Annotated in this window: 22 protein-coding genes; 15 read left to right on the top strand and 7 right to left on the bottom strand. The window is 65.8% G+C overall.

The window, feature by feature from the left end:
• Positions 1–81: 81 nt before the first annotated feature.
• From N511_RS0118895 to dapA, 3 genes are all read left to right on the top strand, one after another.
• Positions 82–1,398 (top strand): MFS transporter, encoded by a 1,317-nt coding sequence (locus tag N511_RS0118895; protein WP_027680705.1) that lies wholly within the window; start codon positions 82–84, stop codon positions 1,396–1,398.
• Positions 1,399–1,525: 127 nt separating this feature from the next.
• Positions 1,526–1,873, top strand: coding sequence for a hypothetical protein (locus tag N511_RS0118890; RefSeq protein ID WP_027680704.1), 348 nt, complete (start codon positions 1,526–1,528; stop codon positions 1,871–1,873).
• Between the two features lie 8 nt (positions 1,874–1,881).
• On the top strand, positions 1,882–2,766 hold the full coding sequence (dapA, locus tag N511_RS0118885; protein ID WP_027680703.1) for a 4-hydroxy-tetrahydrodipicolinate synthase: 885 nt from the start codon (positions 1,882–1,884) through the stop codon (positions 2,764–2,766).
• A gap of 16 nt (positions 2,767–2,782) precedes the next feature.
• Here dapA and N511_RS0118880 read toward each other — a convergent pair whose 3' ends face one another.
• On the bottom strand, positions 2,783–3,376 hold the full coding sequence (locus tag N511_RS0118880; RefSeq protein ID WP_027680702.1) for a hypothetical protein: 594 nt from the start codon (positions 3,374–3,376) through the stop codon (positions 2,783–2,785).
• A 316-nt stretch (positions 3,377–3,692) separates the two neighbouring features.
• Between N511_RS0118880 and ypfJ the strand changes: the two genes are divergently transcribed.
• Positions 3,693–4,577: a KPN_02809 family neutral zinc metallopeptidase gene (gene ypfJ / locus N511_RS0118875; RefSeq protein WP_027680701.1), complete on the top strand. Its 885-nt coding sequence runs from the start codon at positions 3,693–3,695 to the stop codon at positions 4,575–4,577.
• Between the two features lie 7 nt (positions 4,578–4,584).
• Here the strand turns inward: ypfJ and N511_RS0118870 are convergent, their stop codons facing one another.
• On the bottom strand, positions 4,585–5,331 hold the full coding sequence (locus tag N511_RS0118870) for an SDR family oxidoreductase (RefSeq protein ID WP_027680700.1): 747 nt from the start codon (positions 5,329–5,331) through the stop codon (positions 4,585–4,587).
• Positions 5,332–5,469: 138 nt separating this feature from the next.
• On the opposite strand from N511_RS0118870, the gene N511_RS0118865 reads away from it, so the two are divergent.
• From N511_RS0118865 to N511_RS0118850, 4 genes are all read left to right on the top strand, one after another.
• Entirely contained in the window at positions 5,470–6,945 is a 1,476-nt protein-coding gene (locus N511_RS0118865) for a DNA-3-methyladenine glycosylase 2 (RefSeq protein ID WP_027680699.1), read from the top strand.
• Positions 6,946–6,958: 13 nt separating this feature from the next.
• Complete coding sequence (locus tag N511_RS0118860; RefSeq protein WP_027680698.1) at positions 6,959–7,507, top strand: methylated-DNA--[protein]-cysteine S-methyltransferase; 549 nt, start codon at positions 6,959–6,961, stop codon at positions 7,505–7,507.
• A 58-nt stretch (positions 7,508–7,565) separates the two neighbouring features.
• A complete protein-coding gene (locus N511_RS0118855; RefSeq protein WP_027680697.1) occupies positions 7,566–8,498 on the top strand; it encodes a DMT family transporter in 933 nt (310 codons plus the stop codon).
• Between the two features lie 497 nt (positions 8,499–8,995).
• Positions 8,996–10,306 (top strand): HipA N-terminal domain-containing protein, encoded by a 1,311-nt coding sequence (locus N511_RS0118850; protein ID WP_027680696.1) that lies wholly within the window; start codon positions 8,996–8,998, stop codon positions 10,304–10,306.
• 28 nt (positions 10,307–10,334) lie between these two features.
• Here N511_RS0118850 and N511_RS0118845 read toward each other — a convergent pair whose 3' ends face one another.
• On the bottom strand, positions 10,335–10,610 hold the full coding sequence (locus N511_RS0118845; protein WP_027680695.1) for a hypothetical protein: 276 nt from the start codon (positions 10,608–10,610) through the stop codon (positions 10,335–10,337).
• A 233-nt stretch (positions 10,611–10,843) separates the two neighbouring features.
• On the opposite strand from N511_RS0118845, the gene N511_RS0118840 reads away from it, so the two are divergent.
• Entirely contained in the window at positions 10,844–12,256 is a 1,413-nt protein-coding gene (locus N511_RS0118840) for a M20 family metallopeptidase (protein WP_027680694.1), read from the top strand.
• 74 nt (positions 12,257–12,330) lie between these two features.
• Positions 12,331–13,164 (top strand): transporter substrate-binding domain-containing protein, encoded by an 834-nt coding sequence (locus tag N511_RS0118835; RefSeq protein WP_037027149.1) that lies wholly within the window; start codon positions 12,331–12,333, stop codon positions 13,162–13,164.
• 6 nt (positions 13,165–13,170) lie between these two features.
• Here N511_RS0118835 and tet read toward each other — a convergent pair whose 3' ends face one another.
• Together tet and N511_RS0118825 are read right to left on the bottom strand one after the other, a co-directional pair.
• Positions 13,171–14,352: a Tet(A)/Tet(B)/Tet(C) family tetracycline efflux MFS transporter gene (gene tet, locus N511_RS0118830; protein ID WP_037027148.1), complete on the bottom strand. Its 1,182-nt coding sequence runs from the start codon at positions 14,350–14,352 to the stop codon at positions 13,171–13,173.
• Positions 14,353–14,482: 130 nt separating this feature from the next.
• Entirely contained in the window at positions 14,483–15,289 is an 807-nt protein-coding gene (locus N511_RS0118825) for a hypothetical protein (protein WP_027680691.1), read from the bottom strand.
• A gap of 408 nt (positions 15,290–15,697) precedes the next feature.
• On the opposite strand from N511_RS0118825, the gene N511_RS0118820 reads away from it, so the two are divergent.
• The 5 genes from N511_RS0118820 to N511_RS0118800 all read left to right on the top strand — a co-directional run bounded on the left by N511_RS0118820 (position 15,698) and on the right by N511_RS0118800 (position 20,444).
• Positions 15,698–15,970 carry a hypothetical protein gene (locus N511_RS0118820; RefSeq protein WP_004631860.1) on the top strand — a complete coding sequence of 91 codons (273 nt, stop codon included), beginning with the start codon at positions 15,698–15,700 and terminating at the stop codon, positions 15,968–15,970.
• Between the two features lie 272 nt (positions 15,971–16,242).
• Entirely contained in the window at positions 16,243–17,451 is a 1,209-nt protein-coding gene (locus N511_RS0118815) for an HD-GYP domain-containing protein (RefSeq protein WP_027680690.1), read from the top strand.
• Entirely contained in the window at positions 17,433–18,989 is a 1,557-nt protein-coding gene (locus N511_RS0118810) for an ABC transporter permease/substrate-binding protein (protein WP_027680689.1), read from the top strand. Before N511_RS0118815 ends, N511_RS0118810 begins: the two co-directional genes overlap by 19 nt.
• A 70-nt stretch (positions 18,990–19,059) precedes the next feature.
• Positions 19,060–19,827 (top strand): sulfite exporter TauE/SafE family protein, encoded by a 768-nt coding sequence (locus N511_RS0118805; protein WP_027680688.1) that lies wholly within the window; start codon positions 19,060–19,062, stop codon positions 19,825–19,827.
• 167 nt (positions 19,828–19,994) lie between these two features.
• Positions 19,995–20,444, top strand: a complete 450-nt coding sequence (locus N511_RS0118800) for a hypothetical protein (protein WP_027680687.1) — start codon at positions 19,995–19,997, stop codon at positions 20,442–20,444.
• 67 nt (positions 20,445–20,511) lie between these two features.
• Here the strand turns inward: N511_RS0118800 and N511_RS0118795 are convergent, their stop codons facing one another.
• Positions 20,512–21,912 carry a GntP family permease gene (locus N511_RS0118795; protein WP_027680686.1) on the bottom strand — a complete coding sequence of 467 codons (1,401 nt, stop codon included), beginning with the start codon at positions 21,910–21,912 and terminating at the stop codon, positions 20,512–20,514.
• A 153-nt stretch (positions 21,913–22,065) separates the two neighbouring features.
• Positions 22,066–22,422, bottom strand: coding sequence for a hypothetical protein (locus tag N511_RS0118790; protein WP_027680685.1), 357 nt, complete (start codon positions 22,420–22,422; stop codon positions 22,066–22,068).
• Positions 22,423–22,594: the final 172 nt, after the last annotated feature.

The following is a 22,594-nucleotide window of genomic DNA, read 5'->3' as shown; positions in this document are numbered from 1 at the left end:
CGCTGACCCGTCGGACCGGGCGGGCAACGCGCTGTAGTTCCCATAAAAACGATCCCGGCCGGCACCAAAGGAACCCTCATCATGACCGCCCCCTCTGCGGCAGGCACTGCTGCGCCTGCTCGGCCCGCAACAACGAGTGCAGCGCATGCACGCCGCATCGTCATTTCGTCGTCGATCGGCAATGCGCTGGAGTGGTACGACTTTCTCGTCTACGGCTTCTTTGCATCCGTGATTGGCAAGCTGTTCTTTCCGGCCGATGACGAATGGGTGTCGCTGCTGTTTGCGGTGGGCAGCTTTGGCGTGTCGTTCATCACGCGGCCGGTGGGCGCGATCGTGCTGGGCATGTATGCCGACAGGAAGGGGCGCAAGGCGGCGCTGACGCTGTCGATCCTGCTGATGATCGTCGGCACGCTGGCGATTGCCGTGATGCCGAGCTATCAGCAGATCGGTATCGTCGCGCCCATCACGATCCTGCTCGCACGTTTGGTGCAGGGCTTTGCGGTGGGCGGTGAATTCGGCAGCGCGACCGCCTTCATGGTCGAGCACAGCACGCGCGGGCGCGGCTACTACGCCAGCTGGCAATTCGCCAGCCAAGGTATTGCCACCATTCTGGCGGCCGGGCTCGGGGCGCTGCTCACCGCTTCACTCACGCCGACCGATCTGGAAGGCTGGGGCTGGCGGTTGCCGTTCGTCTTCGGCTTGCTGGTCGGCCCGGTGGGTTTCTACATCCGCCGACATCTGGATGAGACGCCCGAGTTCGTCGCCGAGCAGAAGAAGACGACCGTCGATCCGCAAGCGTCGTTCAAAGCGCAGTGGACGAACCTGCTGCTGGCGGTGGGCGTGGTGGCGCAGTCCACCGTGTCGGTGTACGTGCTCCAGCTCTACATGCCGACGTATGCCGTCAAGCAACTGCATCTGCCGGCCGCACAGTCGTTCGCGGTGGTGGTGCTCAATGGCGGGCTGCAGTTTCTGCTCTCGCCCGTGATGGGCGCACTGTCGGATCGCATCGGCCGCATCCGCATCATGCTTACCACGTCGGTGCTGATGATCCTGCTGATCTACCCGATGTTTGCGCTGTTGCGCGCGTATCCGACCATCGGTGCGCTGCTGGCGCTGCAAGCCGTGTCGGGCATCTTCAAGGCAGCGTATTCGGGCCCGATGCCGGCGCTGATGTCGGAGATCTTCCCCACGCGCGTGCGCTCGACCGGGCTGTCGCTCGGCTACAGCCTCGGCGTGACGCTGTTTGGCGGGTTCGCACCGTTCATCGTCACGTGGCTGATCCACACGACGGGCGATACGCTGGCACCGAGCTACTACGTGCTGACGGCCGCCGCGGTGAGCGGCATCTCGCTGACGATCATCGCGCTGCGTCGTCGCAAGGCTGTGCGCGCTGCCTGAGCATTTACGCTTTCTTTACGCAGCGTCACGCCCCTTTTTCACGCTTTTTACGAGCGAATCGATACGGTGTCGTCATGTTCAACGACATGGCGACGCGGGCCGTCGCCAACTCATCATGGCGCGATCGATGCTCCTGTCTTCGCTGATTCCGCAATTGCTGCCGCCCTCGCCGGCGACGGTGCCTCGCCCGGTAGCGCTGCCGGCACGCCAATATGTGTGCCTGCGCGTGACGGTGCCCGGCGATGCACCGCATGCGGTTCGGCGGCAGCTGCATGCGCTGCTTGGCGACACGCTGGGGCTGTACATCGTCCGGCATGACGCTCGCCGCAAGGCAGTCACAGTTGACCTCGAACTGCCGCATGCGGATGTCGATGCGGTGGTGGGCGCGTTGCTGCGTGGCCTGCCCCGCGCCACGCTGGGCCGCATCACGCCGCTGAGCACGTCCCGCAAATGCGCGCATGCGCTGCTGCACTGAGGCGCGCCATGTTTTCGGGAATCTGGATTCCGCTGGTCACGCCGTTCCACCATGGCCAGGTCGACACCGCTGCCCTCCGGCGACTGGTGCGCCATTATCAGGGCGCGGGCGTGTCGGGCTTCGTTGCGCTGGGCACGACCGGTGAAGCCGCGCTGCTCTCTCAGATCGAGCGCTACACCGTGCTGGAGGCCATTGCGGACGCTTGCGGCAACCACACCCCTTTTCTGATCGGCGTAGGCGCGGCGGACACGCGCGAAGTGTGCGCGCAGATCCGTCATTACGAGCGCTGGAACAGCGCGGGCTACCTCGTGCCGCCGCCTTATTACGTCTGCCCGTCGCAAGCGGGATTGCGTTGGCATTACGCGCAGGTGGCCGCCAGCACGGCCCGCCCGGTGGTGCTCTACAACGTGCCCAAACGCACAGGCGTCTCGATCGCCCCGCATACCGCGTTGGCGCTGGCCGATCAGCCCAACATCATCGCCATCAAGGAATGTGTGGCCGAGCATTTCAGCGCGTTGCGAGGCGGGCCGCTCGACGTGCTGAGCGGCGACGACAGCGCCCTGTTCGATTGCCTCGCACACGGCGGCGCGGGAGGCATCCTGGCTGGCGCGCATCTGCGGCCGGAGTTGTTCGTGGCGCTGGTCGCGCATCATCGCGCTGGCCGCATCGACGAGGCCAGACGCCTGGCCGACGCGTTGGCGCCGTTGGCTGCGCTGCTGTTTGCAGAGCCGAATCCGGCGCCAGTCAAGGCGTTGTTGTCAGCGGAGGGACGCATTGGCGCAGACACGCGCGCGCCGATTCTGCCGGTGTCCGAATCGCTGCACCGCCGCCTGGTGGCAGCAATGCACGCGTTGGAAAACGTCGAAGCGGATTGCCCGTTACGACTGGCCTAGAGGCTGTGAGGACAGCTCAGGCGCCCTTGTACCAGGCTGCGTTGAACGGCGCGCTATGGCGCATATAGCGCGTGCCGCGATGATGACGGCGCGGGCTGGCAGGTGCCGGCGCATCGTCGTTGTCCTGCATCGTCTCGCGTTCGGCCACGGTGCGGGCGCGGGGCTGCTGCACTTGCGAATAGACGCGTTGCTCCATCCGGTCGCGCGCGGCCGCAACCCGGTCGGGCGATGCGGGCTGCGTGGCAGCTTCCGCCGGCGCAGGGGCAGCGGTCGACGCGGGGGCAGCAGCGTTGGCCGGGCCGGCGGCCATGGCAACGCTCATCGCGTCGCCGGCCTGCTCGGCCGTCGGTGTGTGGCTGGCAAGACTCTTCACCCAGGGCGCGTGGTACATCCCCACGTAGATCGCGCCCGTCACGGCAATCAACGCAGCGGCCACACTGCTGAATGCGCCGCCTAACACGACACCCGACACGCGTTCCCACCACGACTTGCGCTCGGCAGCGGTCTGCTCCACGTCCGACACCTCGGTCGGATCAACATGGGTCGCAGCCAGATGCGACGGCTCTGTGGCAACGGGAGGTTGAGCGGTGATCGAAGCGGGCAAACGCATGGTGAGAACTCGACATCATGGAGCGGCAGCGTCAACTTCTGCCGATCGTTATTCGGGAACCGCCGCATGTCATGTGTGTGACAGCCGGACGGAGGATGAGCAGCCTTGGTTAGCAAGTTTCTTGCCGGCTTTGGTGCAGCGCCGCAAACGCCCGCAAACCCTTGCCAATCCTCGCATCGGCGCTGCGCGCAGACGATTCGGCAGCGCGGTGGCATGTCCGTACGTACGCACAGCAGGTAGACTTTGCAAAGTTTACCGGGTGTGACATCCGGCCTTACCTTGCCCTACTCGCCTCACCGGCCTTAAGGAGAACATCGTGCGTTGGGATGACATGCGCGAAAGCAACAACGTGGAGGATGAGCGCGCATCCTCGGGCGGCGGCTTTGGCGGCGGCGGCATGCGGCTGGGCGTCGGCGGCATCGCGATCGTGGCCGTGGTCGGCTTGCTGATGGGCAAGAACCCGCTGGAAATCCTCAGCATGGTGATGCAGGTCTCGCAGAATGCACCGACGCAATCTGCGCCGCACAACCCAAGCCGGCCGACCGGGGAAACCGACAATGACCGCAGCAAGCAATTGGTTTCGCACGTGCTGGGCGACACCGAAGACACGTGGAGCCAACTGTTCAAGCAAGCCGGCCGCGCGTATCAGCCGCCCAAGCTCGTGCTGTTCCGCCAGGGCATCCGCTCAGGTTGCGGCGACGCCACCTCGGCCGTCGGCCCGTTCTATTGCCCCGCTGACACGAAGGTCTATCTCGACCTCGGCTTCTTTGACGAACTGCGCCGCAAGTTTGGCGCGCCCGGCGACTTTGCCGCCGCGTACGTCGTCGCGCACGAGGTCGGCCACCATGTGCAGAATCTGCTGGGCGTGTCGGAAAAGGTCAGCCGCGCGCAGGCCGGCAAATCGCAGGCCGGGGCGAATGCGCTGTCGGTCAAGCTGGAGCTGCAGGCCGATTGCCTGGCCGGCGTGTGGGGCCACTTTGCGCAGCAGCGCGGCCTGCTGGAGCGCGGCGACCTGGAACAGGCGCTCACCGCCGCACACGCCATCGGCGACGACACCTTGCAGCGCAACGCCGGCCGCAGCGTCACGCCCGATGCCTTCACGCACGGCACGTCGGAGCAGCGCATGTACTGGTTCCGCCAGGGCTTCGACGGCGGCGATCTTCGCCAGTGCGACACCTTCCGCGCCGGGGCCGACGCCTGATCCGCAGTCAGCGCCCGCCCGCGCAGTCCAGCAGCGCCCCGGTTACGTACGACGCCGCGTCGGAGAGCAGCCAGACGATGGTCTCGGCCACTTCCTGCGGCGTGCCGGGGCGGCCGATCGGCGTGGCGCTGCCCAGGCGCTGAGCGCGGTCGGGCTGGCCGCCCGAGGCGTGAATATCGGTCTCGATCAAGCCGGGGCGCACGGCATTCACGCGCACGCCATCGCGCCCGAGTTCACGGGCCAATCCCAGCGTCATCGTATCGACGGCACCCTTGGAGGCAGCGTAGTCGACGTATTCATGCGGCGACCCCAGCCGCGACGCTGCCGACGACACGTTCACCACTGAACCGCCCACGCCGCCGCGCGACGTTGACAGGCGCCGCGCCGCCTCGCGCGCCACCAGAAAGGCGCCGAGGACATTGGTCTCGAACATCGTGCGCAGCCGGTGCGTGGTCATGTCGGCCACGTCCTGCGCCTCGGCCACGATGCCGGCGTTGTTCACCACGCCGTGCAGCGCGCCAAAGCGTCCGGCCGCCGCTTCGAACAGGGCAATCACGTCTTCGTCGCTCGATACATCGCCCTGCACGGCCAGCGCATGGCCGCCGGCCTGCTCGATCAGGCCCACCGTCTCTTCCGCCGCCTGCCTGTTGCCGCGATATTGCAGCGCGATAGACCAGCCGCGTTGCGCACACAGCACCGCCGTGGCGCGACCGATACCCCGGCTCCCGCCGGTAATGACGATGGTCTTGGACATGCCGGTCTCCCGATGTGTTGTTGTGTTCGCAATTGTGCCGAGATACCGATGTTTTGGCATCGAGGGATGTGTCCGAATCCGGCGAACTCCTCCGACTCGACAGGGCTAGACTAGCTGCCAGCTTCCCCGATCACCACCATGCATCTCGACCACAACGCCTGCTACCACGCCGTGCAGTCGCGCGATCGTCGCTTCGACGGCTGGTTCTTCGTCGGTGTGACATCCACCGGCGTATATTGCCGCCCGGTTTGCGCGGTCCGCACACCGATCGAGAAGAACTGCCGGTTCTTCGCCACCGCCGCCGCGGCCGAGCGCGCGGGCTTTCGGCCGTGCCTGCGCTGCCGGCCGGAACTGGCACCGGGCCACAGCCTGGCGGAGATGTCGTCCAACCTTGCCCGTGCCGCCGCCCGCATGATCGACGAGGGCTTTCTGCAAGAGCACGACCTAGCCGCGCTGGCCGCAGCCGTGGGCGTGACCGACCGTCACCTGCGCCGCATCTTCCGCGCGGAGTTCGACGTCTCGCCCATCGAATACGCGCAAACGCAGCGCCTGCTGCTCGCCAAGCAGCTGCTGACCGACACCGCCATGCCAGTCGGCGATGTCGCCTTTGCGGCCGGCTTCGGAAGCGTCCGACGGCTGAACAGCGGCTTTAACGAGCATTACGGCTTTGCACCGACGCGCCTGCGTTCGCGCACGACAGCGCCCCGCACCGAAGACGGCCCCACGCTCATGCTCGGCTACCGGCCGCCGTTTGCGTGGCAGGCATTGCTCGAGTTTCTGCGCGCCCGTGCCGTGGATGGCGTGGAGGTCGTCGACGCCGACAGCTACGCGCGCACGATCACCGTCGACTACGGCGGCGCGGGGCACATCGGCTGGCTGCACGCGCGCAATGTGCCGCAACGCCACGCGGTGGCACTGACGCTGTCGCCCAGCCTGCTGCACGCCATGCCGCCGGTGCTGGCCCGCGCGCGGCGGCTGTTCGATCTCGATTGCCGGCCGGATCTGGTCGATGCGCACCTCGGCACGCTTGCTGCCGAGACGCCCGGCCTGCGCGTGCCGGGCGCCGTGGACGGCTTCGAAATTGCGGTGCGCGCCATCGCCGGGCAGGTGATTTCGCTCGCGCAGGCGCGACGCATTCTCGGGCGCATGACTGCCGTGTATGGCGTGCCGTTGCAGCAACCGCGCGAGGGGTTGTCCACCGCATTTCCGAGCGCTGCAGCACTGGCAAACATCGATGCGCAGGCGCTGTCGGCGCAGACCGGTTTGCAGGCCAGCCGCGCTGCCGCCGTCGTTGAACTCGCCCGCGCCGTCGACAGCGGAAGCCTGCGGCTCGAACCGCTGGTGCCGCTCGTTCCCACGCTGGCCGCGTTGCAGGCGTTGCCCGGCATCGGCGAATGGACAGCGCAATATGTGGCCATGCGCGCCTTGGGCTGGCCGAACGCATTTCCGCTGGGCGACTACGTCTTGCGCAAACGCCTTGCAGACGGCGACGGCACGCTGCCCACGCGCCGCGCCATGGTCGAGCGTGCAGAACCTTGGGCGCCGTGGCGCGCGTATGCCGCCATGCATCTCTGGCATCGCGAGGATGCCCTCGCCCAACCTGCGTCGCACTGACGATTCGACCGCCATGTACCGCCACACCTTTGCCTGCCCCCTCGGCGATCTGCTGCTGACCGCCACCGACACCCACCTGACCGGCGCGTTCTTTCCCGGCCAGAAGACGATTCCCGTGAACGCCGCGCGCATGGCGGCGGGTGCGGAGGTCGCAGTCATCCGCGAGGCGCAGGCACAGTTCACGGCGTACTTTGCCGGCAAGTTGCAGGACTTCGATCTGCCGATGGCACCTGACGGCACGCCGTTCCAGCAAGACGTCTGGCGTCTGCTGTGCGACATCGCGTTCGGCAGTCGCAGCACCTATGGCCAGATCACGGCTCGCCTGGGGCTCACGCGCGAACATGCGCGCGCGGTGGGCACCGCCGTGGGCCGCAACCCGATCTCGATTGCCATCCCGTGCCACCGCGTGGTGGGCGCCGATGGTGCGCTCACGGGCTACGCCGGGGGGTTGCCACGCAAGGCCGCGCTGCTGCGGATCGAAGGACACCCCGCGCAGGTTGGCGAACGCCTGCCCATGCCCGGCGACGGTCGCCAAGGCTTGCTGGCGTTACTGCCTGCATAAAAACCAAATCGCGCGGACAATGCGCGCACATCATCCAACAACGATAACGAGACCCCCAATGCGCCGCTCCGATGTGCTTGAACTCCTCACCCTGGCTGCCCTTTGGGGCGGCTCCTTTTTGTTCATGCGCGTGGCCGCACCGCCCTTCGGGCCCGTAGCACTCATCGCGCTGCGCGTGGCGATTGCCTCGTGCTTCCTCGTCCCGACGCTTGCTGTGCGCGGCGGCATGGGGGCGCTGCGCACGCACTGGCCGCATCTGCTGGCCGTGGGCGTGCTGAATTCGGCCATCCCGTTCTGCCTCTTCGCCTATGCCGAACTTACGCTCACGGCGGGCTTTACCTCGGTGCTCAATGCGGCCGCGCCGTTGTTTGCGGCCATCGTTGCCTTTACATGGCTGGGCGAGCGGATGTCGTCGCTGCGCGTGCTGGGATTGGCGATCGGCTTCATCGGCGTGATCGTGCTGGTGGGCGGGTCGTCTGTCATCGATGCAAAGCAGGGCGGCGTGGCGGTGGCTGCAGCGCTGTCGGCCACCGTGCTGTACGGCGTGGCGAGCAGCTACACCAAGCGTTTCCTGACCGGCGTACCGCCGCTGGCCGTGGCGACCGGCAGCCAAGTGGCTGCCACCATCGTGCTCGCACCGCTGGCCTACTGGCTGTGGCCCGCGCAGACGCCCACCGGCAGCGTGTGGCTGCACGTCATCGCATTGGGCATCGCCTGCACGGGCGTGGCCTACATCCTGTTCTTCCGCCTGGTCGCGCATGTGGGGCCGACGCGCGCGGTGTCGGTCACCTTCCTGATCCCGGTGTTTGGCGTCCTGTGGGGCATCCTGTTCTTGGGCGAGCAGCTGACGCTGAACATGGTGATCGGCTGCGCCGTGATCCTGCTCGGGACGTCGCTGTCGACCGGCGTATTCGCGCCAGGAAAAAAAGCCGATGCAAATGCGACCCCAGCCGCAAGCGAAAAAGATTCGCTTTTGCGTTCCGGCCGCTGAATTGCCGAGTGATCGCCCCGGCGGTTCGGGGCGCCGTGGCTTGCGCAAATCCGCTTGAAGCCGACGCTTAAAACCGCGGTTGAATTCCCCACCAATGCGGCGATGTCATCGCTGCCTCCACATTGCGACGGCGTTAAATCCAGAATTTGTAATGAATGCCATGCCGCCGCAACCCTCGTGCAATTTATTCAATGGCGTCGGCATTGGCTCCGCGGCACGATTTAAAAAATCTGCAAAGCTGAAGTAGACGCCTGAAACATCGACCAACGCGCACTCGATCTTAACGATCCGATAATCCGATTTGAGAAAATTGCATCATCGAAATCGGATATCTCGGCTTGTTGAGCGGATTTTCTTTGTTATGCTCGCCCTCGGTCGATGAGGGGCGTGCAAGGGAATGGCGTATTGACTGCAAAACAGCCAAATTCCCAATTGCCGGCGGGTTCTCCGCTGCACAGCCGACTACGCACGCTCCATCAAATACGTTGGATACGCGCATGCTGGACGTCTACCTGAATAAGCATCTGATCGGTCAGCTATCGTGCGGCCGCAGCGGTTGGGCGTTCGAATACGATTCCCGCTGGCAGGCTTCGTCGCAGGGCTTTGATCTAAGCCCGCACCTGCCACGTACCGCCGGCAATATCGCCGACACGGCAAAAGCCCAGCCGGTGCGCCACTTCTTTGAATACCTGCTGCCGGAAGCGGCGCGCAACACGCCCAAGGCGGCGGCCCCGGCGCTGGAGCATCTTGCACAAGCGGCGCCGCATCTGGACGGCCCGCTGACGCTGGTGCCCAGCGGCCTCAAGCCGTGCAGCGGCCGCGCCGACGGGCTGTCCGAACGCGATCTCGTGCTGCAGTTCCAGCAAACCGTCGGGCGCCCGCCCCGCAGCACGCCGCTGCGCGTGGCCGAACCTCGCGCCCGCTATGGCGCCGATGCTGCTGAAGCACCCGAAGAAATCAGCCTACCCTTCCTGGCTTCGAATGGCTTGCCTGTATCGATGTGGCTGGGCCGGTTTTCCGCGCCGGCCAATGCCGCGCAATCGAGCCACTTCGTCCGGCTGGATCTCGGCGAGGGCGCGCAACTTCCTTACGCCACCATCAATCACTGCTGGGCCACGCTGCTGGGCCGCAGCATCGGGTTGGACACGCCGTTCATCGGGCTGCGCCAATTTCCGGAAACTGCCGCCGTAGTGCAGCGCCTTGATCGCACGCTGCGCTGCAAGAGCGACGACACTGCGCTGGTGCAGGCGCGCTATGTCGTCTCGGCGGTGCAATTGCTGGGGCTCTCGCCCAAGCACCGCTTCCTGCCGATCACCGTCGAGCAGGTCGCAGAATGCGCACGCCTGTGCGCGGATCCGGCGTCTGCAACCGCCGCGCTGTTCCGCTGGATGGTGTTCTGCCTGTTGATCGGCGGACGCAATGCCTCGGCCGGCACACTGCATTTCCACATCGGTGCGGACGGCATCCGCCTCGCCGCGCACGATCACCTGTTCTGTGCGGCGGTCTACGCCAACGAATGGAATGCCGATGAACTCTCGCCGGACGCGCACGCGCGCTACGACGCCATCGACCAAGACGCGCTGCTCGCCCTGGCCGATCACCTCGGTTACGACGCCAGCCAGGCGCGCCGCGAGTTGCTGCGGCTGATCAGCATGCTGGCGCCGCAGTCGTCATTCGTGGCGACACATCTCTCGCAGGCGCTGGGGCATTCGCCGACGCGCGCAGCGGAGATCGATTTCCTCGCGCGTATCCATCGCCACGTGTCCGAGACGGCACGGCGGCTGGGCGGCAAGACAGCGGAAGTCTGAAGCTGAAACGCGCGGCCACCGCGGGCGCTTAGAGCGCCGCCAGGCTGACCGAGCCGTAGCGGGCGTAGCCGTGCGCGGCCAATGTGTCCATGGCCTCGGCTTCCGCCCGGGCGAACGTCAGCGCAAGCGTGTCGGGGCTCCCCGCTCCGCTCGCGAAAGCCTGGTAGGCCGCAAACGCCTCGCGCGGGGACACCCCGCTGCGCTCAAGCACCCGCTGCGCGGCTTCCAGCGCCGCACGAATCGCCGTCTCCCCGGGCGGGGCATCGCGAAACGCTAGCTGTAGACAGGACGTCGTCGGATTCATCCGCGTTTCGATGTTCGATTCACTGGAACAGCACACCTGACCCAGTCTAGGAAAGCGCCTATCGAGTGCCAAGCGTGACGCTCATTCCTGAGCGCGCGTTTCCGTGTGCCGCCGGGCCCACGAAGATCGACTTGGGGATGCCCCCGGTGCACATGCTCTGAATCACGTTGCATAATCGATTCGATTGACGAAGCAACGACTTTGTTGGCGCCACCACAACGACAGGAGACAACATGATCACGCCACCCATCCGTTTGAAACGTACTGCGCTGGCTTGGATGCTGGCCGGTGCTGCCTTGCCGGCATTCGCACAGATTCCATTCAGCACGGGCGGCGCGTCTTCTGCGCCCGCACAGGCGGCCGCCACGGCCGGCGGGATCGACGTGGCGCAGATCAAACCGGCGGTGGATGCTGCGGTCAATGCCGAATACGGTCAGCTCGACCTGCTCTACAAAGACATCCACGCGCACCCGGAACTGGCGTTTCAGGAAACGCGCACGGCGGCCAAGCTGGCGGAGCAGATGCGCAAGATCGGCTTTGACGTGACGGAGCATGTCGGCAAGACCGGCGTGGTGGCGGTCTATCGCAACGGGGCCGGCCCGACGATCCTCGTGCGCACCGAACTCGATGCGCTGCCGATGGAGGAGAAAACCGGCCTGCCCTACGCCAGCCACGTCCACACGAAATGGCGCGGCGAAGACGTGGGCGTCGCGCATAGCTGCGGGCACGACCTGCACATGGCGTCGTGGGTTGGCACGGCGAAGACGCTGGTGTCGCTCAAGGACCGCTGGCACGGGACGCTGGTGTTCGTCGCACAGCCGGCCGAAGAAACCGTATCGGGCGCGCAGAGCATGATCGACGACGGCTTCTTCAAGCGCTTCCCCAAGCCCGACTATGCGTTTGCGCTGCACACGGGCCCGGGGCCGTACGGTTCGATCGTCTTCAACAGCGGCCCCGTCACCTCCAACTCCGACGGGTTGGAAATTACGTTCAAAGGCCGCGGCGGGCACGGCTCCGCACCTGACAAGACCATCGACCCCGTGATGATGGCGGCGCGCTTCGTGGTCGACCTGCAAAGCGTGATCAGCCGCGAGAAGGATCCGCAGGAATTCGGCGTGGTGAGCATCGGCGCCATCCAGGGCGGCAGCGCTGAAAACATCATTCCTGACAGCGTGCTGCTGCGTGGCACGATCCGCTCGTACAAGCCGGCTGTGCGCCAGAAGATGCTCGACGGTATCCGCCGCACGGCCAAGGCCGTTACCGAAATGTCGGGCGCGCCGGACGCCGAGATCAAGATCACCGAGGGCGGCAAGGCGGTCAACAACGACCCGGCCGTGGTCGCGCGCACCGAGGCGATGTTCAAGACCGCCTTCGGCAACGACCGCGTACTGCGCGTGCCGCCTATCACGGCCAGCGAAGATTTCTCGGCGTTTGTTGACGCGGGCATCCCGTCGATGTTCTTCTTCATCGGCGTGAACGATCCGCAGACGTTCTTCGCCTCGCTCAAGCCGGGCGCCAAGCCGCTGCCGACCAATCATTCGCCGCTGTTCGCGCCTGTGCCGGAGCCGTCCATCAAGACGGGCGTGACGGCGATGTCGCTGGCGGTGCTCAACGCGCTGCAATGGAACAAGGCGTCGGGCCAGTAAGCCGGCGTTGAGATGGGCGCGACCGGCCCGGGTGACTGGGCGGCCGCGCTTTTGATTTTTCAGGAGGGGATTCCATGTTCAACCGTTTCATCCGCGCCAGCGCCCTGCTGCTGTGCGCGTGCGCCGCGGCACCCGCCCTGGCGCAAACCGCGCCGACCAACCCGGCCACCATCCAGGCCGCCAACCGTCTCGACGAAATCATCGCGCGCGGCACGCTGCGCGTCGGCACCACCGGAGACTACAAGCCCTTTACCTACAAGAACCCCTCCGATGGCCGCTTCATCGGCCTGGACGTCGAGATGGGCGAACGCCTGGCGAAAGCACTCGGCGTGAAGCTGGAAATCGTGCCGACCACGTGGTCGACGTTGATGCAGGACTTTGCGGCCGACCGCTACGACATCGCCATGAGCGGGGTGTCGGTCACGCTGGAGCGGCAGAAGAAGGCGTTCTATTCGATCCCGTATCAGCGCGACGGCAAGACGCCGATCACGCGCTGCGAGAACCAGTCGAAATATCAGACGCTGGCGCAGATCGACCAGCCGAATGTGCGTGCCGTGGTCAACCCGGGCGGCACCAACGAGAAATTCGCGCGCGAGCATCTGAAGCAAGCGCAGATTCGTGTGTATCCGGACAACGTGACGATCTTCAATGAGATCGTCGCCGGCCGCGCAGACCTCATGATGACCGACGCGGTGGAAACGAAGCTGCAGCAGAAGCTGCACCCGGAACTGTGCGCCGTGCACCCGGAAGCGCCGTTCGATTTCTCCGAAAAGGCCTACTTGCTGCCGCGCGACGTCGTGTTCAAGAACTTCGTCGACCAGTGGCTGCGGCAGACCGCAGAGAGCGGTGAGTTCGCCAAGCGCTTCGATGCGTGGCTGGCGTATCCGTGGAATGCTGCGGCCAAGTAAGCGGTGCTATGTCCGTGCGGCGCGCCTGGCTGCGCCGCCCATCAGCAACATTAGGCATACGCCGTTCAGCAGCGCGCCCATCAACCAGACCGCGCCGGACCACACCGGCGCCGTCAGCGCATAAAACGCTGTGGCCGCCAGCGGCCCGATCATGGCGGCCACGCTGGCGAGGCTGGCCAGCGCGCCCTGCAATTCGCCCTGCTCATGCTCGCCCACCTGGCGCGAGAGCATCGCCTGCAGCGCAGGCATGCCGATCTCGGCCATGCACAGCAGCACCATGGTCGGATAGACCATCCAGCCGGCGCTGATCCACGCCATCGCCGCAAAGCCGGCCACATCCATCATCACGCTCGCCACGACGGCGCGGCGCTCACCCAGCGCACGGGCAATCGGCCCGGTCAGGAATGCCTGCGCCAGCGCATGCATCAGCCCGTAAGCCGCCAGTGACAAGCCGGCGGCGCGGGTGTCCCAACCGAAGTGCGCTTCGCCGTGAATGACCCACAGCGTTTGCGGAATCTGCCCGACGATTTCGATGATGGCCAGCACGGCCAGCAACGGCAACAGCGTCGGTACACGCGCCACGCGACGCAGCGATTGCACCGGCAGCAGCGCACGCCACGCAAACGGGGCACGTTCAGCGCGGCGCGATTCCGGCAACGCGAAGCAGGCCACCAAAAAATTGACGCCATTGAGCGCCGCGGCCAGCAGGAACGGCGCACGCAGCCACCAGTCGCCGAGCAGCCCGCCCAAGGCCGGCCCGGCGATGAACCCGAGGCCGAAGCATGCGTTCATCAGCCCGTAACGGCGCGCGCGATCGGCCGGCGCGGTGATGTCGGCGATGTATGCCGTCGCCACCGCATAGTTGGCACCGGTGATGCCTGCCACCACGCGGCCGACGTACAGCACCCACGCGTGCGGCGACAGCGCCATGACGAGGTAGTCGACCGCCGCGCCCGCCAGGGACACCAGCAGCACCGGCCGGCGCCCGTAACGGTCCGCCAGCGCGCCCAGGATCGGCGCAAAGACAAACTGCATCGCCGCGTACGCCGCGATCAGCAGGCCGAATTCGAATGCGATGTCGCCCGTGTGATCCAGCTCGCGCAGCAGGCTCGGCAGGATGGGCAGGATCAGCCCGACGCCCATGGCATCGAGCGTCAGCGTAAAGAGGATGACGGCAAAAGCAGGCATGCGAATGCGCCGCGCGCCCGTCGGGGCAGCAGCGCTTCGAAAATCGAAAGACGAGATGATGCCGTGGAAGTACGCGCCTTGCAGCGGCTTGTAGCGTCGTACAGCGCTCCGGCGAAAGCCGCCGGCAAGCTTAGTGGAGGCTGCTCCGATCGCCGTGTTGCAGGGCCAGCGCGTCGCGCAGCAATGCGTCGGTCATGTCGCGGCCCAGGAGCGCCGGGTCGAAGCGCGCAGAAAAACGCGTCGAGCACGACTCCACCTGCAGCACCACTTGGCCCGGCGGCAGCAGTTCGATGTCGACGTGGATGACCTCGTCGTCTTCGGTAAAGGAATGCAGCAGCGTCAGTGCCCGATAGCCGTCGGCGCGCTCCACGGCGGCTTCCGTCCAGGACGGCGCCAGCAGCGCGCAGTTGACCAGCGTTTCGGGCTCGTCGGGGCGATACAGGTGCAGCCCCATCATCGTCGAGGCGGCATCGGCCACGCTGGACCATTCGGCCGCCGGAATCAGGTCGCCCAGCAGGCGGATGTCGTCGACGGCGGCGTCGGTCTGCACAAAGGCGGCGCCGAGGAAGAACGCGGTCTCGTCGCGGAAACCACCCGCCACGGTATTGCGCCACAGGCGATGGCTGCTCTTGCTGCCAAGTGCCACCTGCGAGAGCACCTTGGCCGCACGCGCGCCGTCGGCGCCCGACCACTGCTCCACCGCGCCGTGCGAGAACAGGCGATCGGCCATCACCAGGCCCACGCCCTCGGGCAACACGCGCTCTTTCAGCCACCCGGCCAGCACGTGCACACCGCTGAACGGCATGTCCGGACGCCCAATCGCATGCGCGCGCACGCGGCCGTTTTCCGGCACGTGAAACGGCATGGCAAACAGCCTCGCCTGATAAGCGACGCCGTCAATTTCGAAACGGGCGATGGAAGCGGTGGTGATGGACATGGTGACCTTCCTGCTGCAAGGGGCGGAAAACGCCGCCCGTACCTGCATCAACGACCATCCACGCCGAATGTTTAGCCGTCGCACGGCCCCCCTGAGGGGAGGGGAATCCCCATGGCTGTAATGCGTCGCAACAATCTCTCCGCGAGAAGGCAGGAATTTTTTGCTTCGTGCGTCGTCAGACCTTCGCATTAAGGGTTATCCCGTATCTCACATTTCCATGTCAATTCAATGACTTATGTGCGGATTGCGGTGCTCGAAGGGCCACAATTGTTCTTATTTTTTGAACAAAGAGTTTAATAGAACTGCTTTTTTACTGTTCGAGCAACGACTAAGCTTATGCCATCGCGTTACCGCACCGCAGCGAAACTGCCCCGCGGCAATGCTCACCCCCCTGTTGTGGAGTCCATCATGAAGACCAAGAACCTGATTCTCGCCTCGCTGATCGCTGTTGCCGCTGTTCCCGCCTTCGCTGCCGGCGTGCAAAACAAAGACCCGTACACCAACGGCCAAGCCGTGACCAAGGCTGATCCGTACACCGATGGCGCCCGCAAGGCAGACGTCTACACCGACGGCGCTGTGCGCAAGGCTGACCCGTACACGGATGGCGCCCTGCGTAAGGCTGATCCGTACACCGATGGCGCCCTGGTCGGCAAGGCTGACCCGTTCAGCGACGGCCAATAAGTCGTCGATCGGCTGTCCGTATCACCCTGTATCACTCTCCCTCCCCGATGCCGGAGCCCGCGTTGGCGCCGGTACCGGCTTACTGAAGCGGCCTTTGTGGCCGCTTTTTTTTCGCCTACACCCGCAGCGTTCACATGGCGAGCCGGGACTTTTCCCCCTCAAGGCCGCCGCCACACGTCCGATAGAAGAGAATGCATTCGTTGGCGGGTAGCCTTCCCCTGGACCCGTTGCGCCATAACGCGCCCCGCCACGGCCGATCTCTGAACATCAACATGCGCAAGCGCATCGCTATCGAACACCTGCGGGTGGGCATGTACCTCGACGAATTCGTCGGCTCCTGGCTGGAACACCCGTTCTGGCGGGCCCGCTTTCGCGTGGAAGATGCTGCCCAATTGCAACGCCTGCGTGCCAGCGGCGTGCGCGAGGTGTGGATCGACACCACGCGCGGCACCGACGTGGCTGCCGCCAACGCGGCACCCCCGGCCCCGGAAATGCCGGCGCCGCCCGCCTGCTCGGCCGACGCCAGCATTACCCCCCGTGCCATCACGCATGCGGAAGAAATGCGCCATGCCGCCCGCCTCATCTGCAAAGCCGAGGTGGCCGTGCAGGCCATGTTTGCCGATGCGCGCATGGGCCGCACGATCGAAGCGCGCGACGCATTGCCCTTGGTGGAAGCCATTTCAGGCTCGGTCGACCGCCACCCGAGCGCGCTGACAAGCCTGGTGCGCCTGAAAGCGAAAGACCGCTATACGTTCCTGCATTCCGTGGCGGTATGCGCGCTGATGGTGTCGCTGGGCCGTCAGCTGGGGCTGTCCGATGACGAAGTGCGCGACGCCGGTCTTGCCGGGCTGCTGCACGACATCGGCAAGATCGCGATTCCGCCCGAGGTGTTGAACAAGCCCGGCGCGCTGACCGATGCGGAATTCCGCCACGTGATCGTCCACCCGCAGGCAGGGCACGACATCCTGGCCGGCGACAGCGGCATGCGCGACATCGCGCTCGACGTTTGCCTGCATCATCACGAACGCATGGACGGCACCGGCTATCCGCACAAGCTCGCCGGCGAAGGCATCTCGCTGTTTGCGCGCATGGGCGCCATCTGCGACGTATACGACGCGGTCACGTCCGACCGTCCATACAAGAAAGCGTGGGAAGCCGCCTACGCCGTGCAGCGCATGGTCGAATGGCGCGGCAACCATTTCGACCCGATGGTGTTCAACGCCTTCGTCAAGAGCGTAGGCATCTATCCGGTGGGCTCGCTGGTGCGGCTGCGCTCGGGCAGGCTGGCGGTGGTCATGCAGCATGCGCCGGGCGCGTTGCTCACGCCCACGGTCAAGGTATTCTTCTCGATATCGTCGGGCACGCGGATTGCGCCCGAACTCATCGATCTGGCGCATACCGGCGACCAGATCGTCTCGCGAGAAGAACCCCGCGACTGGGGCCTGACCGACCTCAACGAACTTTGGATACACGGCGACTGATCCGTCATCCCTTTCTGCGGCGCCTGCTGGCATGGCTTGCGCTGGGCTGGCTGGCGTGCAGCGCATCGGCCTTCGCCGAACAACCCTTGCGGATCGGCTCCAAACGCTTCACCGAGTCGTACGTGCTGGGAGAAATCCTCACCCAGACCGCAAACCCGCGCGGCCCGGCCGAACACGTACCGGGCCTGGGCAACACCGCCATCGTCTTTGCCGCGCTCAAAAACGGCAGCATCGACGTCTACCCGGATTACCTCGGCACCATCGCCGCTGAAATCCTGCACCTGCCCGCCGAGCAAGCGGCCAATCCCGATCAAGCCGCGCTGCTGGTCGACGTCAACCGCGGCCTTGCGCCGATGGGCCTGGCGGCCGGCGTGCCGCTCGGCTTTGAAGACACCTACGCGCTGGCCATGCGCGACGCCGATGCCGAGCGCGAACACATCCGCACGCTAGCCGACCTTGCCACGCATCCGACGCTGCGGCTTGGCCTATCGCACGAATTTCTCGGCCGTGCCGATGGCTGGCCGGCGATTGCGCAGCACTACAAACTGCCGCAGCGCCCCACTGGCCTCGACCACGGCGTTGCCTACGACGCCCTGCGCGCCAATCAGGTCGACGTGATCGACATCTACTCCACCGACGCGAAGATCGGCCGCGAACACCTGCGGGTGCTCGACGACCCGGCGCACGTCTTCCCGCGCTACGACGCCGTGCTGCTGTATCGCGCCGACGTTGCGCAGCGGTATCCGGCGCAATGGCAGGCGATCAACACACTCGCCGGACGCATCCAGCGCGACGACATGGTGGCGATGAATGCCGCGGTCGAACTCGAAGGCCAGTCGTTCTCGCAAGCAGCGCGGCAGTTTCTCGCCGGGTATGGCGATGTGCCGGCATCCACCCCGGCGCGCGCGTTCTTCAGCCGGCTCACGGACGGCCTGGGACGGCTTACGCAGCGGCATCTCATGCTGGTCGGTATCTCCACCGGCGTTGCCGTGCTGCTGGGCGTACCGCTGGGCCTGATGGCCGCGCGCCGCCGGGTCAAGCAGCCGATTCTCGCGGTGGTGGGCGTGTTGCAGACGATTCCGTCCCTCGCGCTGCTGGCGATGCTTATCCCCATCGTCGGGTCGATTGGCGTGGTGCCGGCGCTGATTGCGCTGGCGGTCTATGCGCTGCTGCCCATCGTGCGCAACACGATCGTCGGGCTGGAGCAGGTGCCGGACGGCCTGCGCGATGCGGCGTTGGCGCTGGGGTTCACGCCGTCGCAACGCACGCGGGTGGTCGATCTGCCGCTGGCGCTGCCGGTCATCCTGGCCGGCGTCAAAACCGCTGCAGTCATCAGCGTCGGTACGGCGACCATTGCCGCGTTCATCGGCGCCGGCGGCTATGGAGAGCGCATCGCCACGGGGCTCGCGCTCAACGACAGCGCAACGCTGCTTGCAGGCGCCGTCCCCGCAGCGGTGCTGGCGCTGCTGGTGCAGGCCGCGTTCGAGGTGGCCGAATGGTGGCTGCGCCGACACGGCAGCAGCAACGCACAGCACTAGCGAGCACGCGCGCGGGCGTTCCAGTTCCATTAACATCGCGGTCATTCCAGCCGCGCAGCACGCCTCGCCTATGACCACGCTCCCGTTTTCCACCGCCCTGCTCGTCGCGGCGGCCGGCGTTTATGCCGGCGCCCAGAATGCCCTCGCGGGCGGCGGATCGTTCATCACGTTTCCGGCCTTGCTGCTGGCGGGGCTCAACCCGCTGGGCGCCAACATGACCTCGACGATCGCGCTGTTCCCCAGCCAGATCACCTCGTCGATTGCCGGGCGCAAACTGGCCGGCGGCGTCGATGCCGGCGAGCATCACCTCTCGCTCAAGCAGCTCATCGTCATCAGCCTGGTGGGCGGCGTGCTGGGCGCGCTACTACTGCTGGCGACACCGCCGTCGTTCTTCGCCAAGCTGGTGCCGTATCTCGTGCTGTTTGCGACGAGCGTGTTTGCGTGGGGCAGCTTCCGCCGCAAACCGCTGCATGCGGCATCGGGCATGTCGACCGCCACGCTGGCGACCATCCAATTTGCGATTGCGATTTACGGCGGCTACTTCGGTGGCGGCATCGGCTTCCTGATGCTCGCCGCGCTGACGGTGGCCGGCCAGCAGGTGCGCATGGCGGGCGCGACCAAGAACGTGCTCGCCATGACGATGAATGCATCGGCCGTGGCGGTGTTTGCGTTCTCGCCGCAGGTGAACTGGGCGGCCGTGGTGGCGCTGGGCATTGGCGGCATCGCGGGCGGATTTGCCGGCGCATGGCTGCTGCACCGGCTGCCGGAAAAAGTACTGCGCGGCTTCGTCGTCATCGTCGGGATCATCCTGACGGTGTGGCTGTTCATGCGTGCCTGAATGCGGCATCCAAGGGCGGCTTGACAGCGTTTGTCCGACAGGCGGTTCAGTCTGCGCCTACTGTCTGCCGGGTTGACCCTTTCCTATTGTGACGTTCGGGATGCACCCCGTGGCACGCGGCATGCGTGCCATGAAGTCGACCCTGTTTCACAACAAGGAGAACGAGCATGCAAGCACGCAAGATGTCGAGTCTGGCCGCAGCGATCGCCGTGGCCGCCTGTGCGTGGATCGGCGCGGCGCCCGCGCAGGCCCAGCAGAAGGATCACAGCGCAGTGACGGGTGTCGACAGCCAGATGGAAGGCCCGCGCACCCAGGTTCAGCGCAATGCCGATGCGGCTGCCAACCCCGGCTATCACAACAACGCGACCGGCGCGCAGCCGGAAGCCACGCCCGGCACGCTCAAGCAGAAAGTCCACCGCGCGCACGTGAAGACCGACAAGTGGGTCGACAAGCACGTCACGCACCGCCACGGCAAGGGGAAAGGCACGGCGACGGCGGAGTCGTCGTCGGACCGCGCATTCTGGTCGCGTCGCGCCAACCAGTGCGACTCGCTGGTGGGTGAAGCCCAGCGCGTCTGCCGCGAGCGTCGCTCCGACGCCGCGGGCAGCGGCCAATAACCGCAACCTGCCCATGAAAAAAGCCGACGTTTGCGCGTCGGCTTTTTTCATTGCGGCAATGCCTGCGTCAGACGATGCCGGTGGCATAGAACACGGCGATCACGAAGAACACGGCCAGCGTCTTGATGATCGTCACGCAGAACACATCGCGATACGCCTCGCGGTGCGTCAGGCCCGTCACGGCCAGCAGCGTGATCACGGCGCCATTGTGCGGCAGCGTGTCCATGCCGCCCGAGGCCATCGCCGCCACACGGTGCAGCACCTCCATCGGAATGCCGGTCGCCTGCGCTGCCTGCACGAACTGATCGGCCATTGCCGCCAGTGCAATGCTCATGCCGCCCGACGCGGAACCGGTGATGCCTGCAAGCGTGCTCACCGTGACCGCCTCATTGACCAGTGGATTCGGAATCGCGCGCAGGCCATCGGCCAGCACCAGGAAACCCGGCAACGCGGCAATCACGCCACCGAAACCGTATTCCGACGCGGTGTTCATCGCGGCCAGCAGCGCGCCAGACACTGCAGCCTTGCTGCCTTCGGCAAAACGGTCCTTCACAGCGCGGAAACCAAACACAAGCACCACGATGATGCCGATCAACAGCGCGGCCTCCACGGCCCAGATCGCGGTCAGCTTGTCGGCTTCAACGGTGAGCGGCTTGGGCAGGCCCGGCAATGCAACGGTCACGACCTTGCCGTACCAGGTCGGAATCCAGCGCGTGAACAGCAGGTTCATCACGCCCACGAGCACCAGCGGCGACAGCGCGACGAGCGGATGCGCCAGCACGCCGGTCTCGGCCGTCTCGGGCTCGTTCACCAGCTTGGTGAGGCCGTGGTCATAACCGTGGCCATTGCGCAGCGCGACGCGGCGGCGCCATTCCAGGTACGCCATGCCCACCACGATGATGAACAGCGCGCCGATGGTACCCAGCCACGGCGCCGCCCAAGACGTGGTGTGGAAGAACGTGGTCGGGATGATGTTCTGGATCTGCGGCGTGCCCGGCAGCGAATCCATCGTGAACGAAAACGCGCCCAGCGCGATGGTGCCCGGGATGAGGCGCTTGGGGATGTTGCCCTGGCGGAACATCTCCGCCGCAAACGGATACACGGCAAACACCACCACGAACAGCGACACGCCGCCGTACGTCAGCAGCGCACACACCAGCACGATGGAAAGCATCGCCCGCTTTGCCCCCACCACACGGATGACCGACGCGACGATCGAGCGCGAAAAGCCCGACAGCTCGATCACCTTGCCGAACACGGCGCCCAGCAGGAACACGGGGAAATACAGTTTGACGAAGCCGACCATCTTCTCCATGAAGATGCCGGAGAACACCGGCGCCACGGCCGATGGATCGGTCAGCAGCACCGCGCCGAGGGCGGCCAGTGGTGCAAACAGGATGACGCTGTAGCCGCGATACGCGGCGAACATCAGAAATGCCAGCGCAGCCAGCACGATGATGACGGACATCGACAATCTCCTCGTATGCTTTTCTTTTAAGAGCGAAGGATTGTATGTCGCGATGCAACAGATTCCGTTACGCAATCACGCGTATTGAACTGCCGGCGGAACTGGCGTTCATCGGCTCCAGATGGGCGTCTTCGTCACGTCGACGATGACGATTCAATGACGGTGCCCCCATCCTCCGCCATGTCCCCAGCCGCGCCCGCCCCACCCGCGGCCGCCCCATCCGCGATGGCAGCCCCAGCACCCGCCGCCGCCGATCCACACGCTGCCGAACACCGGCGCCGGGTAAACCGGTGCTGGGTAGTAGGCCGGCCCGTAGTAGTAATAAGGATCGTACGGATAGGACGGATAGGCTGCCACCGGCGCGGGCGCCACGGCTGTCGGGGCGATCGGATTGCCGTAGGCGTCGTAATACGGCGCGACCACGCAGCCGCCCAGCAGGACGACCGCGCACGCGGCCAGCGCGCCCGGCAGGATGGCGGCACGGCGGCCAGGTTGCGATGCGCGGTCCATGATGTGCTCCGTTGGATGCATGTGGATATGCGTTCGACAGTGTTTGGCCGGTTCAATTCCAAGGACTTCGCCTACCGCAGCAGCGAATCGCTGCCGGATCACTTACCATGACCGCTTCGCCGCCCGCGCTGGGGAGAGATCGAGGCAGGCGATGCCCATAAACACTGGAGGA

This window comes from Ralstonia sp. UNC404CL21Col, from assembly GCF_000620465.1.
Lineage (GTDB): Bacteria > Pseudomonadota > Gammaproteobacteria > Burkholderiales > Burkholderiaceae > Ralstonia > Ralstonia flatus.
The sequence above is the reverse complement of the archived record's forward strand: the minus strand, read 5'-3'. Positions and strand labels throughout refer to the sequence as shown.